We start from the raw sequence: 16,647 nt of genomic DNA on the forward strand, positions 1-16,647 counted from the left end.
AAATACAGCGCTGTGAGGAACCTTTTAATAAGTAAATAACATAAAGGAGGGGGACATTACTTGAATTCACCATTTACCTATGAACTGCGCCATCCTTCAACAATTGATCCCGATAAAAAATATCCTGCTCTATTTTTAATGCATGGTATGGGGAGCAATGAACAAGATCTTCTTTCGCTAGTTAGAGGGTTGGAGGATACTTTTTATATATTTAGTATTCGTGGGCCATTAACACAGCCACCAGGGTATGCATTCTTTACAATTGAGGGTTATGGTAAACCGCACAGAGAGGTATTCGACCAAAGCATTGGTCAACTTGAAAATTTTCTTGATTATGCTTCGCAAAATTATCCGTTCGATCAAGATAGTATCTTTTTACTAGGATTTAGCCAAGGAGCAATAGTTTCGATGACTTTAGGGCTTGCCTTAGGAAACCGTATTAAGGGCATTGTTGCATTAAGTGGGTATATCCCTGCCTTTGTTAAAGAGGATTATGATATACAACCCGTCGAAAACCTTTCAATCTTCATTTCGCATGGGCAACATGATCCTGTTCTTCCATTTGAATGGGGAGTAGAGAGCAAGGAGTTTTTTGAAAAGCAAAAGGCAAATGTAAGTTTTCATTGTTATCCAGAAGGACATACCGTTTCATTACAAAATTATCGTGATTTTATTGAATGGATCACTAACATTCTAAAAAATGGGGGAAATACAAATGGAAAATAAATTTGAATTAGGTCAATTAATTATAAGAGTTGTTTTAGGGATTACGTTTTTTATTCATGGGCTAGATAAGTTCCAAGGTGGAGTTGAAAATACTGCAGGCTGGTTTGAGAGCATAGGAATTCCTGGTGTTGTGGCTTATGGTGTAGCCGTTATTGAACTTGTTGGAGGAATTATGTTAGTTCTTGGCTTATTTAGTCGAGTTGTTTCGATTCTTTTTGCTGTAGTAATGGTTGGAGCAATTGTAAAAGTAAAACTTGCAATAGGGTTTCTTGGTAACGGTCAGATGGCAGGTTATGAATTAGACTTAGCGTTTCTTGCAATGGCTGTGATGCTTGCGATAACTGGTTCTAAAGCATTTGCTCTTGACCAGCTTATTGGTAAAGCAAAAGAAAATAAGACAACATCAGTAAACTAATTTAAAGAAGCATTACCTCCTGTGAGGTAATGCTTTTTACTTAAATTCCACATTGATTACGACAACTTCTGATCTTGTTCCAAGTCTGAGGGGAGGACCCCATGTACCGAATCCAGACGACACAATCGAATAAAAATCGCCTTTTTTCAACAAACCGTAGTCATTTTCATAAAGCATGTTGGTAATAAGGTTACCGGGAAACATTTGTCCACGGTGTGTATGGCCTGACAGAAGTAAGTCAACTCCGCTTTCCATAGCTGCATCAAGTTCATTCGGTTCATTCGGTTGATGGTCTAACATAATCATCGGTTTTGATTGATCAAGGGTCGCAACAAGCTCGTTTATTCCAGCGCGATTATCATCAGTATCATCATTTCTTCCTATTATATAGATACCATTTTCAATCAAGGTAACTTCATCTGTTAAAACCTCGATACCGAGCTTTTCCATTTCTTCGACAATTTTTTCATCATCACTGCCGTAATAATCATGATTTCCAAGAGTAGCGTATACTCCAAGTGGTGCCTTGATTTTCATCATGGTTTGTCCCATATTCTCCTTTAAAAAGGGCTCAATATGATCGTCGATTAGATCTCCAGGGATTAACACGATATCTGGACGAGTTTCTTCTACTAAATGGGCGAGCTTTTTAAGATGGTTTTCACCAACGATACTACCAAGGTGAAAATCGGAAGCCATTAGGATTTTTAAATGGTCCCGATCCGAATTTTTATTCATCGAGACTTCATAGGTTCTCTCAACAGGATTCCATGCATAGAAAGTCCCGAATCCAAAAATAAGGATATACACAAAAAGTACACCAAAGCCAATTACGCGAATACCTTTCTTTTTAAATAGAAAAAATAATAGAATTGCGATTGGCAAAAGAATGAGCCCATAACCTGTCAGTGTTAACCAATAATAACCAATTGTTTGTAAGACTGCAGAGGAAGTGGAGTAACCTACAAAAATGCTTAATGATAGAACTAGAATAACCAATGTGTATGTCTTTTTATGTCGAAATAAAAAAGAGTATTTGAGCCATTTCCATCCCATATACCCAAAAAAGAAGCACATACCACAATAAACTAAGAGAAATAGGAAAATTGCAAGAAAAAACATAGTTCGAATAGCCCTTTCCAAATAAAGTAATTCCTATTATAGTAGTATAATTGAAATATATTGTTTCGTCTGTGATTTTGCTCTTTTTTTGTAAAGGAAAAGTGGTCATAATTTCTAAGGATGTAACGTATTTTATAAAAGTTTGTAAAAATGGTGTACAGGCTAGAGTGTAAGGGGATACATAAGTTGCAAGAAAATTTCGGGGTTTTTTAGGACTCTTGACTTTTTAAAGAAACGTAGTAAAGTAAGTGAATGTACCGCAAATGTAAATTTTATTACGTATGTTAATAATTTGTTCATAATTACTTGATAGAATGGTTTTTGAGTTTTCGTAGAAGAGAATATAATTTTTTTGTTTAAATTGAAGGTAGGTGCAATCATGAAAAAGAACATTCTAAAACGTGGTCAAAATATCTTCACTAGCTTTTTTGGCTTTTATTTATTAGCAGTGTTACTCCTATGGATGAAAACATATATTTCACAATCAACTGAATTTAACTTGAGTATTGATAACTCATTACAGACGTTTCTATTAGTATTAAATCCACTGGGATCGGCTTTATTTTTCTTAGGTTTATCATTTTTGGGTAAAGGGAAGAAGAGATATAGAAGACTTCTTATTATCTATTTTCTAATGTCATTCCTTTTATACGCAAATATTATGTATTACCGATTCTTTAGTGACTTTATTACATTGCCAACATTGTTCCAAACACAAAACTTTGGTGATGTGAGTGGAAGTATAACTTCACTTTTAAAACCATATGATATCTTATTTTTTGTTGACTTTTTTGTATTAGTAGCACTTGTGGTCTTCAAAGTTATAAAAGTTGAAACGACAACAAGCTTGAGAGGAATTAAAGTGGCTGCTTTATTCGCGTTTGCGATTTTGATTTCAGCTATTAACCTTTCTCTTGCAGAGGCTGATCGTCCACAGCTATTAACACGTGGATTTGACCGCCACTATATTGTGAAATATCTAGGTATGTACAACTATACTATTTATGATGCTGTTCAAAGTACAAAAGCTTCAACGCAAAGAGCGTTAGCAGACAGTAATGACAGTATCGAAGTGATTAACTATACGAAAGCAAATTACGCTGAACCAAATCCGGAGTATTTTGGGGTTGGTAAAGGGATGAACGTTATTTACCTTCATCTTGAATCCATGCAAAATTTCTTAATTGATTACAAGCTAAATGGGGAAGAAGTAACACCATTCCTTAACTCATTAACTAAAGAAGAAAATACAATGTATTTTGATAATTTCTTCCATCAGACAGCTCAAGGTAAGACTGCTGATGCGGAGTTTATTCTTGAAAACTCAATGTATGGTCTTCCGCAGGGTTCAGCCTTTACAACAAAAGGCGTGAACACATATCAAGCGGCACCAGCGATTCTTGGTCAGCAAGGCTATACGTCAGCAGTGTTCCACGGTAACTCAGGAAGCTTCTGGAACCGTAATGAAATTTATAAGTCATTTGGCTTTAATCACTTCTTTGATTCAAGCTTTTATCAAATGAATCCAGAAGATCTTGCTGAATATGGACTTATGGATAAGCCATTTTATGAGCAGTCTGCGGATTTACTAGATACATTACCGCAGCCATTTTATTCAAAATTTATTACAGTAACGCATCACTATCCGTACCGCATTAGTGAAGAGGATGCAACGATTGCACCTCATACTACAGGTGATCGTTCTGTTGATGGTTATTTCCAAACTGCACGTTATGCAGATGAAGCTTTAGAGCAATTCTTCAATGACTTAAAAGAAAAAGGATTATACGATAATTCGATCATTATTATGTATGGTGACCACTATGGTATTTCTGAAAACCATAATAAAGCCATGAAGCAAGTCCTAGATAAAGAAGAAATCACTGCTTTTGATAATGCATCCCTTCAACGGGTACCATTGTTTATCCGTGTTCCAGGAATGGAAGGTGGGGTAAACCATCAATATGGTGGTCAAATCGACCTTCTTCCAACACTTCTACACTTGCTTGGAATTGATACAAAAGAGTATGTTCAATTCGGAACTGATTTATTATCACCACAACATGATCAAGTTGTACCATTCCGTAATGGAGATTTCGTAAGTCCAACAATTTCATCAGTCGATGGTAAGTTTTATGATTCTACGACTGGAGTTGAGGTTGCAGAGGATCAATTAGATTCTGCTAAGAAACTTCAAGACATCGTTGAAGAAAAATTAGCAACTTCTGATAAAGTTGTAAATGGTGACTTATTACGTTTCTATACTCCACCAGGATTTGAGCCGGTTGATCGTTCAGATTACAATTATTTAATTGATGAGGAATCAGCTGAATAATAAGTAAAAAGCTACCTAAGGTTCGTTCTTAGGTAGCTTTTTTGATGGTAAGAGGGAATTTTGGGGCAGTATAGAGGATATGAGACTACGTCAATGTTTTGATAATTGTAAGGAGAAGTCGTTATGAATAAGAGTAAACATTCAGGTGACCGTAGATACAAGGTTGCCAAAAAAGAGGCTGTTCTTGGGATAGGATTAGCGGTTTTTAACTTCCTCTGGTGGTTTGGCTTTGCATATGGCTTAGGGTCAAAGCCAGTTGAAGAGTATACATATATTTTTGGCTTACCCAGCTGGTTTTTTTACAGTTGTGTGGTGGGTTTTCTAGTTGTTGTTGTGTTAGTCATCATTCTTGTTAAAAAGGTATTTAAAGAGGTACCGTTTGATGATAACGAAGGGGGTGACTCCTTATGAATTGGGAAGTATTGATCCCTTTCATCGCTTTATTAGTGATTATTTTTATAGTTGGTATATATGCTGCAGGTCGATTAAAGGAGAGTGCGGGATTTCTCCAAGATTATTTTCTGGGGAGCCGGGAGCTAGGTGGATTTGTGCTTGCAATGACAATGGTTGCTACCTACGGGAGTGCCAGTAGCTTTATTGGTGGTCCTGGTGCTGCTTACACTATGGGGCTTGGATGGGTACTGCTAGCCATGATTCAAGTAGTTACCGGTTATTTTGTTCTTGCGGTTTTAGGGAAAAAATTTGCGATCGTTGCACGAAAAATCAACGCCGTTACTCTCATCGACTTTTTAAAGGAGCGCTATAATTCGAAGTGGGTAGTTTTGCTTTCAGCAGGCAGTATAATTATCTTTTTATTTGCGTCAATGTCCGCCCAATGGGTAGGTGGGGGAAGATTAATTGAATCGTTAACAGGTTTGTCCTATACGAGTTCATTGTTCATTTTTGCTCTTTCCATTTTAATTTATGTAACGATTGGTGGATTCCGAGCTGTAGCTTTAACAGAGACGATACAAGGGATCATCATGTTTATTGGGACCTTAATCATCCTAATCGGAACAATTATCGCTGGAGGTGGTGTACCAGCAATAATGAAAGAACTTATATCCGAAAATCCAAATCTCGTATCACCGTTTGGGCCTGATGGCTCCCTTACTCCCTTATATTTATCCTCATTTTGGATTCTTGTAGGGATTGGAGTTGTTGGATTGCCACAAATTGCGGTCCGAGCTATGTCGTACAGGCATTCAAAGGCAATGCACCAAGCGATGATTATAGGAACCGTCGTTGTCGGATTTATTATGCTTGGGATGCATTTATCAGGGGTATTCGCAAGAGCGATTATTCCGGGGGTAGAAGTTCCTGATACGGTTATGCCATTGCTTGCGATGGAAGTATTACCGCCCTGGTTAGCTGGAGTTGTTCTTTCTGCACCGATGGCAGCAATTATGTCTACCGTAAACTCTTTATTATTAATCGTTGGTTCTTCGATTGTGAAAGATATCTATCTGAACTACATAAAACCAGATGCATCAGATCTAACAGTTAAACGACTGAGTATGTCAGTCACGGGGCTGATTGGTATTCTTGTCTTTTTATTAGCAATCAATCCTCCTGATTTACTCATTTGGTTGAATTTGTTTGCATTTGGGGGTCTTGAAGCTGCGTTTATCTGGCCGGTCGTACTTGGATTATATTGGAGAAAAGGCAATAAATACGGAGCCATTTCTTCCATTCTCGTAGGGGTAGGAAGTTATATTCTGATCCATACAATCTCATCAGAACCATTTGGTATGCATTCAGTTGTCCTGCCAGTGCTATTCTCACTCATTGCGTATATTGGTGTGAGCTTATTGGTGAAGGAAAAGGACCTCGAACATTTACGAAATATGGATGCGAAGTTTTATTAGATGTTTTATTAATCGACAAGTGCCTGTACTTGTCGATTTTTCTATGATGGCCGAATGCTGTTCAATATGATACGATTTGAACAAAAGAGACTAGCTTAAGGGAGGTTTTACGCTTTGAAAAATTTGAAGATTGCGTCAATACCTGGGGATGGGATTGGAAAAGAGGTAGTACCCGCAGCGATAGAGGTTTTACATACAGTAGCAGACATACATGGTGGATTAAAATTTGATTTTATCGAGTTTCCTTATAGCTGTGAGTATTATTTAGAACATGGTGATATGATGGCACCCGATGGTCTTGAACGATTAAAGCATTTTGATGCCATCATACTTGGGGCGGTTGGAAATGTGAAACTTGTTCCCGATCATATTTCCCTTTGGGGGTTATTAATTAAGCTTCGTCGTGAATTTGAGCAAGTGATTAACCTCCGACCTGCAAAGCTTTTAAAAGGGATTCGTTCACCCCTAGTTAACCCGAAGGACTTTGATTTACTTGTCGTTCGCGAAAATAGTGAGGGGGAGTACAGTTCTGTTGGAGGTAGAATTTATCAAGGAGAAGATGAAATAGCGATTCAAAATGCTATTTTTTCAAGAAAGGCCACAGAACGGGCGATGCGCTATGCGTTTGAATTGGCGAAGAAGCGCAAACAACATGTAACCAGTGCGACTAAATCAAATGGAATTGTCTATTCAATGCCATTTTGGGATGAAATATTTCAGGACGTAGCGAAGGATTATCCTGAAATCAATACTGACTCACAGCATATTGATGCTTTAGCGGCCTTCTTTGTGACGCGCCCCGAACGTTTTGATGTTATTGTTGCAAGTAATCTATTCGGTGATGTTTTAACAGATTTAGGTGCTGCCATTATGGGAAGCATTGGCGTTGCACCTGCTGCCAATATCAATGTGAATGGAAAGTATCCTTCGATGTTTGAGCCTGTACATGGGTCTGCACCAGATATCATTGGGAAAGGGATCGCAAATCCAATTGGTCAAATTTGGACAGCAAAAATGATGTTAGACCATTTTGGTGAAGAGGAACTTGGCTCGCAGTTGTTGAGTGTTATCGAGAGTGTAACAAGTGCTGGCATTTATACACCGGATATCGGTGGGACTCATTCGACGTCTGAGGTAACAACCGAAATCATTGCAAGATTAAAAGCGTTATAGAAAATGAAAAATTCATACCTATACATTAAAAAACCCCCATATTAAATGGGGGTTAAGGACGATAAACACTATCACATGAACCTGCCTTTGGTTCGTAATAACAATGGTCTTTGAATTGTCCTGCAAATGGTTGACCGTACCATGTAGGTGGACACGGAGCATATGGATTAAAATACCAAAGAGAATACTTTGAAGGATGCTCGCGCCAAAAGGTTAAGGTTTGCCTAGCTAATTTTCTTTCAACCTCTCTTGCTGGGTTATAGAACAGATTCCCTTTTTGTACCGCTTCAAAGGAATAATTGCCACCTTGTACTTGATAAATCACGTCCCTGATTGTTCTTACATCTTTAAAATCTAAACAATCCGCTACAGCTCGATTGACTATGACGTTACCAACCATAAGCATACCCTGTCGCCCTTCGCCTTCAGCTTCTGCCCTCATCATCCTTGCTACTAAATCAACATCCTTGTCTGTATGTTTTACTCTTGCCATTTTCCATCACCTCTACAAAAATTGTATGAAAACACCCTAAAAAGATGTCGGTTTTCCATAAATTTAAACCCAATTTTCAAACAGATATCCATTGGTCACCAAGGATATGCTAATTTTGTTTATTGATCAAACTTCTATAAAAATAGGAAATAATGAAACTTTATTGCTATAGTTATCGTAAATATGTCTAATACGATTAATCATAAGGAGCTGCTAGAAGTGAGTGATATAAAATTAGAAAATCAATTATCCCCTGATTTTCCTAAAATACGATTACTATCTGAATCGATAACGAACATGATCGGATTTTTGGTGCTGGGATTATTGTTTTGGTTGAATTATTATTTTTCCTGGCCAACTTGGGCGTTTTTGATTTTAATTGCATTGCTCGCGTTTGCCATTCTCGGAACGATTTGGTCTTTTATTGAACCCCAATTGCTTTATCGAAACTGGAGTTATCAGTTTGATGATGAATACCTTCAAATGCGTTATGGAGTACTTACGAAAGAGTGGGTGACTGTGCCAATGACGAAAATCCAGTCAGTTTCGACAAGCCAGGGTCCCATCTTGAAAAAATATCAGGCACGTTCCATTAAAATTGAAACTATGGGCTCATCTCATACAATACCTGCTTTGGAAGAGGGTATTGCCCTTGAATTAAGCGAGAGAGTAGCAGATTATGCAAAGTTAAAGGAAGTAGATGAATGATGAAATATCATCCACTCAGTATTGGTTTTAAGATCTATCAACTAATAAAGAATAACTTCATCTTGTTGGTACTTTTGTTTGTTATCCAAAGAGATTCAGAGTCTTGGTACTTTGTGTATGGAAGGTATGCGTTTTTATTATTTGTATTCTTGCGATTGCTTCACATAGTGGCTAGTTGGTTTGTGGAAAAATATGAGTGGAAAGACCGTACATTCCATATTCATAAAGGGATTTTTGTGAAGCGTACAAGCACCATTCCGTTTTCCAGAATCCAAAACGTAACTCGAAAAACCACCCTCTTTCATAAAATTGTTGGTCTAACATCTCTAACATTTGAAACGGCAATGGACGGGGAGGACGATTCCATCCATTTCGACGTACTATCAAAAAAACATGCTGATTTTCTAATTGACCTCGTTCAGACTGGTAAGCAACAGGCGGGAGCACTTAAATTTGAACATGTAGAGCAGATTCATGAAAATCATGCACTAGATTATGCAAATGAAGAGTCAATAGAAAAATACGATGAGAATGTACCAGGATACGTAGAAAATGGACAGCAGAATGTTCTTGAAAAAAGACGTCATGTTCATTTTACGCCAGAGAAGAAGGACTTGTGGAAAGCTAGTTTTACATCCCTAAGCTTCCTAGCTATTATTCCAATTATTTTTGCCGGGCTGGATACGTTAAGACCGTTCTTACCAGATACCAATCAGCTAGAAGGAGTACTTAAGGTCTTGCTTGCAAGTAAATGGCTGTTTGTTATTGTCCTGATTATTGCGATCATTATTGCCGTTACATTTGGTGTAGCTCGAACATTTATCCGGTATGGAAGATATGAAATTTCTTCAGATTCACGATATATCTACATTGACCGAGGGGTACTTGATGAAAGTTATTTTGCGATTGAAAAAAAGAAAATTCAAGGTTTAGAAATAAAGCAGACGTTGATGAAGCGAATATTTGGTTTAGCGGAAGTCAAATTAATCAGTTCTGCCAATCCGAATAAAGGCGATGAATCCATCAATGTGAACTCACTTTATCCATTTTTACCTCTCCAAAAAGCATATGAATTAATTGAAGAATTGCTACCAATCTATCAGGTGAAAACAAGTAAATTAGAAAGGTTACCACGCAAATCGTTGTGGGTTAAATTACTGAAACCAAGCTGGTTATGGCTTATCGTAACAATCGGTTTATTTTACTTTAAACCTGAGCTTTTTGGGATTGAGCAAATCTGGTGGATCTTATCTGTTGTCTTCTTATGCTTCATTATATTGCAGAGGTTTCTTGATTATCATCATACGAGATATGCCGTGAATGAGTCACAGGTACAATGGTGGCATGGTGGACTAACCAGTCGCATGTTTATAACGAAACGGAGACATTTGATTGAAATGTCTTACTCTCAATCGAGATTACAAAGCCTTTTCCAAGTTGCCTCGATTACAACGATGAATCGTTCAACTCCAACACATATTGAGACCATTGATGATATTCCATTACCGTTTGCTCAAGCATTTGAAAAATGGTATATGAAGCGTCAAGAAGATGTAGATCTTGTTGAAGAACATTATAGCTATTGGAAATCATAAGCGCTATCAGTTGCTATCTATCTCCTAACTTGTAATAATAAAGGAAATGGAAAAGAAAGGGGCTAGATTGATGAAAGTTTGTGTAGTCGGTGCGAATGGTCAAATTGGAAAACAAGTGGTGGAGCTTCTAAAGGAAAGTAGTGAGCATACACCCATTGCGATGGTGCGTAAACAAGAGCAAGTAGCCCATTTTGAGAACTTAGGTGTCGAAACCGTTTTAGCAGATATTGCAGATAATGTTGATAAAATAGCAGAAGCCATTACAGGCTTGGATGCGATTGTGTTTACCGCAGGCTCAGGTGGACATACAGGTCCTGATCAAACGTTGTTAATCGACCTTGATGGTGCGGTGAAAACGGTTGAAGCGGCAGAAAAGACAGGCGTTAAGCGCTTTGTGATGGTAAGTGCATTAGGTGCGAATCAACGTGAAAAATGGAATGAGGCAATTCGTCCATACTATGTTGCAAAACATTATGCCGATCGAATTCTTGAACAAAGTGATTTAAGATATACAATCGTTCGACCTGGTGGCTTGTTGAATGAAGAAGGCTCTGGGAAGGTTGCAATTGGGGAGAATTTGACAAGAAACACAATCCCTCGTGCAGATGTAGCAAAAGTGATTGTAGCTTCCTTATCTGAGGAAAATACATATTATCAATCATTTGATCTTGTAAGTGGAGAAATTCCAATTGTAGATGCATTGAAAAATGTAAAAGGTGATTAAAAGAGACGCTTGCGACGGTTCGGTCGCAAGCGTTTTTTTACCTGTCAGCAGGAAATTTTAACCCGATTTGCTTGCGGGCTTCGTCTAATAATTCCATAACTGCAATCGAATTTTCATACGTGTTGACGGTTGATTCTAAGGAACCATTTTTAATCAGTTCGATAAATTCTTTGGTTTCATAATACATGGTGTGGTGCTCCGGGAGGTTAGAGATATCTTCAACTCGACCGTCCCGATAGCGAATTTCAACTTTTTCGGGTTCTGAAATTTTATCGATGAGAATACTGCCTTTTTCACCTTGTATTTCTGAAGGGATAAAGGAGTTCGTGATCTTTGAAAACATCATCGTACCTTCCATGTCCTTGTAATGGGCAAGAATACCGCCTTCACCATCGACACCTGACTCGAGCATAAGTCCACTTGCTTTGATTGAATCTGGCTTTCCGAATAATTGCACCATCGGATAAATACAATATACCCCAATATCCATTAATGAACCGTTTGAAAATTCTGGTTTAAAGGCATTCAATACTGTTCCTTCTTTATACGCATCATAGCGGGATGAATATTGGCAAAAGCTCGCAAAATAACGACGAACCGGTCCGATTTTATATAAGTTCTCCCGAATGCTTGAATAGGAAGGGAGAAAGCCTGATTTGAGCGCCTCCATTAACAGCACTTTATTTTCCTTTGCTGCCTGAATCATTTCCATAAGCTCTCTCGTGTTTGAGGCAATTGGCTTTTCACAAAGAACATGTTTTCCGTGTTTCAATAGACTAATTGCATGAGAGGCGTGAAAGGAAGTAGGACTTGCTATGTACACAGCGTCCACTACATCAGATTGTGCCATTTCCTCAATCGAAGTAAAGGCATACGGTACATGGTGTTTAGTGGCAAATTCCTTTGCGCGCTCATCCGTTCGTGAATAAACAGCGGTTAATGAAAAATCCTCAATTTCATTTGCTGCTTCTAAAAATGAATCTGTAATCCAGTTAGTTCCGATAACTCCAAAACGAATCATAAATTTTCCTCCAAAAGTAAAGCATATATATTCATTATATCAAACATGCAAATTTATAAAAAAATGGTAAAATGGGAGAGCACATAACTTTATTCAGCAGAAGTCCACAATTTGCTGAGATTAATGCAGAAAGAGTTACAAGGTGGTCAAACCGATATTGAATAAAGTTATAGCCTCCGGCGGATGCCACGATTTTTCAGCGGTAATTTTTCGAGCAGTAAGTTCAAAGACTAAGAACGCCACATCGTGTGGCAACGTCTTTATGACCCACTTCCTGTGGGCCTAAAAATCGGGCGCAAATACGCCAAGGCGCATTTGATAGAAGAATAGGGATGAGAATTTTGAAAGTTTTTTTTAGTTCAATTCAATGGCTAGCCTTTATTATTGCTAGTTCCATCGTAGCACCAATCGCGATTGCAGCTCTATATGGAATGGACCCAGTTGAGACAGCGAGTTTTGTCCAAAGGACCTTTCTCGTATTGGGATTATCCTGTTTAATACAAGTGTATTTTGGTCACCGTTTGCCGATCAATGAAGGACCTGCTGGCTTATGGTGGGGCGTATTTATTATTTATGCAAGCTTAGGACCGACATTATATGGTTCAGGTGAAGAAACACTTCGGGCGATTGAAGCCGGTATTTTGGTGAGTGGGATTCTTTTTATGCTCTTAAGTATCTTCGGGATTATTGATCGACTGTCGAAATTATTTACGCCAGTTGTAACAGGCACTTATTTAATTCTACTTTCGCTACAATTGAGCGGTTCCTTTTTAAATGGCATTTTCGGTGTTGGTTACCGTGGTGCAGAGACGGTTAACTTAAAAATCGCCGGTATTTGTTTATTTATTATTTTATTTACCTTTGTTTTTGCCGAAAAAGGACCTCGAGCTTTAAGACAATACTCCGTTTTAATCAGCTTGGCCCTTGGTTGGATTATTTTCGCTGTACTTGGATTAATCGAACCAACCAAAGTTACGTCAACCAAATGGATTGAGGTACCTGAAATCTTTCCTTTCGGTCAGCCAATCTTTGATAGTGGAATGATTACGACCTCGATCCTTGTGACACTGTTGCTTTTAACCAATCTTATAGCGAGTGTTAAGGTCGTTGAACAAGTGCTTCAATCACAAAACGTATCATTAGAAAAAACAAGATTTCGTCCAGCGGGCTTTATGGCAGGAATTAACCAAATGTTAGCTGGTCTCTTCTCAGCGGTCGCACCTGTTCCGATATCAGGGGCTGCGGGATTCATTGCCACTACGAAAATTAATACTCGACTCCCATTCATTGTTGGAAGTTTCATCTTGGTCGGTATTAGTTTCCTTCCGAAAGTGATGAATTTCGTTTCAGGCTTGCCTGCACCAGTGGGGTATGCAACGGTTTTTATCATTTTCGCTAACCTTATGCTCCCGTCTTTAGCAATGTTTGAAAATCTTGAAAACAAATATAAATCCAGACTGATTATCGTTTTTTCGTTATTCGTTGGGGTAGGGGCGATGTTTGTTCCTTCAGAAGCGTTTGCGGATGTACCGCCTATTTTAACTTCAATCTTGAACAACGGTCTTGTGCTTGGAACGCTTGTGGCCGTCTTGATTGAGCAAACCGTTTCAAGACTTGGTTCTAAAAAGAAAGAAAGAGTCTAGTCGGAAGTAGTAGAATTATGCTACTATAGAGAAAAATCTGTTAAAAGTAAGGGAGTTTGTTATACCTTACTTTTAACTTGTGTTTCATAGTTTACTAGAGGTGAATGAATGGATACGGTAAAAATGTATACGGCTTTTACGAAGAAAGCCTTTATGAGATCAGCTGCCTATCGTTTTGACGTGTGGACAAGGCTGGTTTCAAATATCATCTTTTTGTTAATGTGGATGTCAATTTGGTTTGCACTTTATGCTGGCAAAGAAGAGGCGAGTGGAATCTCTTTAACGGCAATGCTTACATATGTTGTTGTCAGTCAATTTTTAACGGCAGTCAATGGTGCTGGAACACCGCTGTGGGAACTTCAAGAAAAGGTTCGTACAGGAGACATTGCACTCGAACTTATGAGGCCATTTGATGTACCGCTACGTTATTTATTTGCTGACTTTGGTAGTGTAGCTTTTTATATGCTGACTGCACTTGTCCCTTTATATGTTCTCTTGTTTTTCTTTGTTGATTTAAGCCTGCCGACATCATGGATGACCTGGATTTTATTTGTTATTTCTGGATTTTTAGGGTTTTTAATTCGATACTGTATTGAGCTGACATTTGGATTATTTACATTTTGGCTTATTGAAACAGGAGGAATAGAGGATATCTTCTATTTTTCTGTATCTCTTTTATCGGGTTCGGTCATTCCGTTGTGGTTTTTCCCAGGTTGGTTGCAAACGTTTGCAGCATATTTGCCATTCCAAGGGATTTATTTTATTCCAAATGCGATTTTTATCGAAGAAATTTCTGGCAAAGATGTGTTTATTTCAATTGGGATTCAGTTGTTTTGGGTAGCTGTGTCTTATGCAATCCTCCGTTTTGTTTGGCGAAAAGCATCAAACAAAGTGATTGTACAGGGAGGGTAAAGGATGACAAAGATTATTGAATATGTTCGTTTGTATTTCCGACTAGTAGGAGCGGGAGTACGTGCCCAAATGCAGTATCGTTTTGCGTTCATCATGCGCATTGTCGGTATGGTCGCGGCCTATACGGGGACGGCGGTAACAATGTGGATTATGCTCTATCAATTTAAAGAACTAGGAAAATGGAATTTTTATGAGCTGTTATTTCTATTTGCGTTAGCTGTTCTATCATGGGGATTCTGTATTATCCTCTTTTTCCATTTTAGAAGTTTGGATACGTATATTGTGAATGGAACCTTTGACCGATTTCTCGTTCGTCCAATCAATCCATTTTTTCATTTTATGGCGATGAAATTTGATATTGGTGCAGCAGGTCAATTTATTTTTAGTATTCTTGTATTTATATGGGTCAGCAATGCCCTTGATATTCATTGGCAATTTGGAAAAGTCCTCTTTTTACTTGGGGCAATTATCGGTGGGATCTTGGTTCAAGGTGGACTGCTTGTTTTCATTTCAGCCATTGCCTTCTGGACGATGAAGTCAGAGCGCTTTTACTGGGTTGTGATGTACCCAGCTCGAAATTTAACAAACTATCCACTTGCTATCTATCCTAAGATTGTTCAATGGGTAACAGCATTTGTTGTTCCTTTTGGGTTTGTAAATTACTTCCCAGCAGCGGTTATATTAGATAAGGACACACCTAATTTTCCTTCTTATATCGGCTATTTTACACCGCTTGTGGGTATCGTGTTTTTTGTGATTGCATATTATGTTTGGATGCTCGGCTTAAGTCGATATAAGAGTGCGGGATCGTGATTAAAGGGGGGATTGTGTCTTGGCCATAATTGAAGTAGAACATTTAAACAAAGAATTTAAAATTGCAAAAAGAGAAACGGGTTTTGTAGGGGCATTAAAAAGTGTCGTAAACCGCCAGTTTGTCACGAAAGAAGCGGTAAAAGATATTTCCTTTTCCATCGAAAAAGGGGAAATGGTTGGATATATTGGACCAAACGGAGCTGGGAAATCAACTACGATCAAAATGCTTACAGGTATTCTTGTGCCATCAAACGGCTCCATTATTGTAAACGGGATTGTACCGTATGAAAATCGTAAAGAAAACGCGAAAAACATTGGTGTCGTGTTTGGTCAACGGACACAGCTATGGTGGGACCTCCCGACAATAGAATCATTTGAGTTATTAAAGGAAATATACCGCGTTCCTGATGCGCGTTATAAAGAGAACATGAATACCTTCTCGGATATTCTTGGCTTAGGCGACTTTTTGAACACACCAGTTCGACAGCTATCGTTAGGTCAACGTATGAGAGCGGATATCGCAGCATCCCTTTTACATGACCCTGAGATTTTATTTTTAGATGAACCAACGATTGGACTGGATGTTGTTGCGAAACAGAAAATGCGTGAATTTATACAGGAAATTAATAAACTTCGCGATGTGACGGTGATTTTAACGACACATGATATGGAGGATATTGAAAAGCTTTGTAAACGAATGATATTAATTGACCATGGCCAAAAGGTCTATGACGGTGATATAGCAGCAGTTAAGTCTCGCTTTGGAAAAATGCGGACGTTGATCGTTGATGTTGAGGAAAATGGCGTTAATCTACACGTTTCAAACGGGGAACTCATGAAAGAGGAAGGGAACCGTAAGTGGATTCGTTTCAACCGTGATGACTTTTCCGCTTCGGACGTGATTTCACAAATTACGCAAACCCATAATATCACCGATTTAACAGTTGAGGAGCCCGAAATTGAGTCGATTATCAGCCGAATTTATCAAGAAGGATTCACGAAGGAAGAAGTTCCGGTGAAAGTCTAGAAGTATATGGTAGAGAAGCTTGAATACTGTCACTATCTCCAAAATACTGTCACTAACATTCACTTGGCACAA

General features: G+C 38.3%; 16 protein-coding genes. 13 read left to right on the forward strand and 3 right to left on the reverse strand.

The window, feature by feature from the left end; translation table 11 throughout:
• Positions 1-60: 60 nt before the first annotated feature.
• Together ACFSFW_RS03145 and ACFSFW_RS03150 are read left to right on the forward strand one after the other, a co-directional pair.
• Positions 61-726, forward strand: coding sequence for an alpha/beta hydrolase (locus ACFSFW_RS03145; RefSeq protein WP_388035135.1), 666 nt, complete (start codon positions 61-63; stop codon positions 724-726).
• Entirely contained in the window at positions 716-1,141 is a 426-nt protein-coding gene (locus ACFSFW_RS03150; RefSeq protein ID WP_304212270.1) for a DoxX family protein, read from the forward strand. The genes ACFSFW_RS03145 and ACFSFW_RS03150 overlap by 11 nt, the downstream gene beginning before the upstream one ends.
• 36 nt (positions 1,142-1,177) lie before the next feature.
• On the opposite strand, the gene ACFSFW_RS03155 is transcribed toward ACFSFW_RS03150, so the two are convergent.
• A complete protein-coding gene (locus tag ACFSFW_RS03155; RefSeq protein WP_388035138.1) occupies positions 1,178-2,140 on the reverse strand; it encodes a metallophosphoesterase in 963 nt (320 codons plus the stop codon).
• Between the two features lie 502 nt (positions 2,141-2,642).
• Here ACFSFW_RS03155 and ltaS point away from each other — a divergent pair.
• The 4 genes from ltaS (at position 2,643) to ACFSFW_RS03175 (ending at position 7,639) form a co-directional block, all read left to right on the forward strand.
• Complete coding sequence (ltaS, locus tag ACFSFW_RS03160) at positions 2,643-4,598, forward strand: lipoteichoic acid synthase (RefSeq protein WP_388035140.1); 1,956 nt, start codon at positions 2,643-2,645, stop codon at positions 4,596-4,598.
• A gap of 123 nt (positions 4,599-4,721) precedes the next feature.
• Positions 4,722-5,009 carry a YhdT family protein gene (locus ACFSFW_RS03165; RefSeq protein WP_304212264.1) on the forward strand — a complete coding sequence of 96 codons (288 nt, stop codon included), beginning with the start codon at positions 4,722-4,724 and terminating at the stop codon, positions 5,007-5,009.
• Positions 5,006-6,466: a sodium/pantothenate symporter gene (gene panF, locus ACFSFW_RS03170; protein WP_388035143.1), complete on the forward strand. Its 1,461-nt coding sequence runs from the start codon at positions 5,006-5,008 to the stop codon at positions 6,464-6,466. The genes ACFSFW_RS03165 and panF overlap by 4 nt, the downstream gene beginning before the upstream one ends.
• Positions 6,467-6,580: 114 nt before the next feature.
• Positions 6,581-7,639: a tartrate dehydrogenase gene (locus ACFSFW_RS03175; protein ID WP_388035146.1), complete on the forward strand. Its 1,059-nt coding sequence runs from the start codon at positions 6,581-6,583 to the stop codon at positions 7,637-7,639.
• A 52-nt stretch (positions 7,640-7,691) separates the two neighbouring features.
• On the opposite strand, the gene ACFSFW_RS03180 is transcribed toward ACFSFW_RS03175, so the two are convergent.
• Complete coding sequence (locus ACFSFW_RS03180; protein WP_304212257.1) at positions 7,692-8,132, reverse strand: cell wall hydrolase; 441 nt, start codon at positions 8,130-8,132, stop codon at positions 7,692-7,694.
• A 219-nt stretch (positions 8,133-8,351) separates the two neighbouring features.
• Here ACFSFW_RS03180 and ACFSFW_RS03185 point away from each other — a divergent pair, with 219 nt between their 5' ends.
• The 3 genes from ACFSFW_RS03185 (at position 8,352) to ACFSFW_RS03195 (ending at position 11,159) form a co-directional block, all read left to right on the forward strand.
• Positions 8,352-8,840, forward strand: coding sequence for a PH domain-containing protein (locus ACFSFW_RS03185; protein ID WP_388035150.1), 489 nt, complete (start codon positions 8,352-8,354; stop codon positions 8,838-8,840).
• The gene (locus ACFSFW_RS03190) at positions 8,837-10,435 is read left to right on the forward strand and encodes a PH domain-containing protein (protein ID WP_388035153.1); all 1,599 of its coding nucleotides are present in this window, start codon (positions 8,837-8,839) and stop codon (positions 10,433-10,435) included. The genes ACFSFW_RS03185 and ACFSFW_RS03190 overlap by 4 nt, the downstream gene beginning before the upstream one ends.
• Before the next feature lie 70 nt (positions 10,436-10,505).
• Positions 10,506-11,159 (forward strand): SDR family oxidoreductase, encoded by a 654-nt coding sequence (locus tag ACFSFW_RS03195; protein WP_388035156.1) that lies wholly within the window; start codon positions 10,506-10,508, stop codon positions 11,157-11,159.
• Between the two features lie 37 nt (positions 11,160-11,196).
• Here the strand turns inward: ACFSFW_RS03195 and ACFSFW_RS03200 are convergent, their stop codons facing one another.
• A complete protein-coding gene (locus tag ACFSFW_RS03200) occupies positions 11,197-12,180 on the reverse strand; it encodes a Gfo/Idh/MocA family protein (protein WP_388035159.1) in 984 nt (327 codons plus the stop codon).
• Positions 12,181-12,521: 341 nt separating this feature from the next.
• On the opposite strand from ACFSFW_RS03200, the gene ACFSFW_RS03205 reads away from it, so the two are divergent.
• From ACFSFW_RS03205 to ACFSFW_RS03220, 4 genes are all read left to right on the forward strand, one after another.
• Positions 12,522-13,823: a purine/pyrimidine permease gene (locus tag ACFSFW_RS03205; protein WP_388035161.1), complete on the forward strand. Its 1,302-nt coding sequence runs from the start codon at positions 12,522-12,524 to the stop codon at positions 13,821-13,823.
• A gap of 108 nt (positions 13,824-13,931) precedes the next feature.
• Entirely contained in the window at positions 13,932-14,735 is an 804-nt protein-coding gene (locus tag ACFSFW_RS03210) for an ABC transporter permease (RefSeq protein ID WP_304212244.1), read from the forward strand.
• 3 nt (positions 14,736-14,738) lie between these two features.
• Positions 14,739-15,548: an ABC transporter permease gene (locus tag ACFSFW_RS03215; protein ID WP_388035165.1), complete on the forward strand. Its 810-nt coding sequence runs from the start codon at positions 14,739-14,741 to the stop codon at positions 15,546-15,548.
• Between the two features lie 19 nt (positions 15,549-15,567).
• Positions 15,568-16,575, forward strand: coding sequence for an ABC transporter ATP-binding protein (locus ACFSFW_RS03220; RefSeq protein WP_388035168.1), 1,008 nt, complete (start codon positions 15,568-15,570; stop codon positions 16,573-16,575).
• Positions 16,576-16,647 lie beyond the last annotated feature (72 nt).

The sequence above is a fragment of the Ferdinandcohnia salidurans genome (genome assembly GCF_042680725.1).
GTDB classification, from domain to species: domain Bacteria; phylum Bacillota; class Bacilli; order Bacillales; family Bacillaceae_L; genus Ferdinandcohnia; species Ferdinandcohnia salidurans.

Excerpts from the sequence above, each read along its gene's own strand:
- ACFSFW_RS03165 (WP_304212264.1), top strand. The coding sequence starts at position 4,722 with ATGAATAAGAGTAAACATTCAGGTGACCGTAGATACAAGGTTGCCAAA.
- ACFSFW_RS03215 (WP_388035165.1), top strand. The coding sequence starts at position 14,739 with ATGACAAAGATTATTGAATATGTTCGTTTGTATTTCCGACTAGTAGGA.
- ACFSFW_RS03190 (WP_388035153.1), top strand. The coding sequence starts at position 8,837 with ATGATGAAATATCATCCACTCAGTATTGGTTTTAAGATCTATCAACTA.
- ACFSFW_RS03210 (WP_304212244.1), top strand. The coding sequence starts at position 13,932 with ATGGATACGGTAAAAATGTATACGGCTTTTACGAAGAAAGCCTTTATG.
- ACFSFW_RS03200 (WP_388035159.1), bottom strand. The coding sequence starts at position 12,180 with ATGATTCGTTTTGGAGTTATCGGAACTAACTGGATTACAGATTCATTT.
- ACFSFW_RS03195 (WP_388035156.1), top strand. The coding sequence starts at position 10,506 with ATGAAAGTTTGTGTAGTCGGTGCGAATGGTCAAATTGGAAAACAAGTG.
- ACFSFW_RS03180 (WP_304212257.1), bottom strand. The coding sequence starts at position 8,132 with ATGGCAAGAGTAAAACATACAGACAAGGATGTTGATTTAGTAGCAAGG.
- ACFSFW_RS03150 (WP_304212270.1), top strand. The coding sequence starts at position 716 with ATGGAAAATAAATTTGAATTAGGTCAATTAATTATAAGAGTTGTTTTA.
- panF (WP_388035143.1), top strand. The coding sequence starts at position 5,006 with ATGAATTGGGAAGTATTGATCCCTTTCATCGCTTTATTAGTGATTATT.
- ltaS (WP_388035140.1), top strand. The coding sequence starts at position 2,643 with ATGAAAAAGAACATTCTAAAACGTGGTCAAAATATCTTCACTAGCTTT.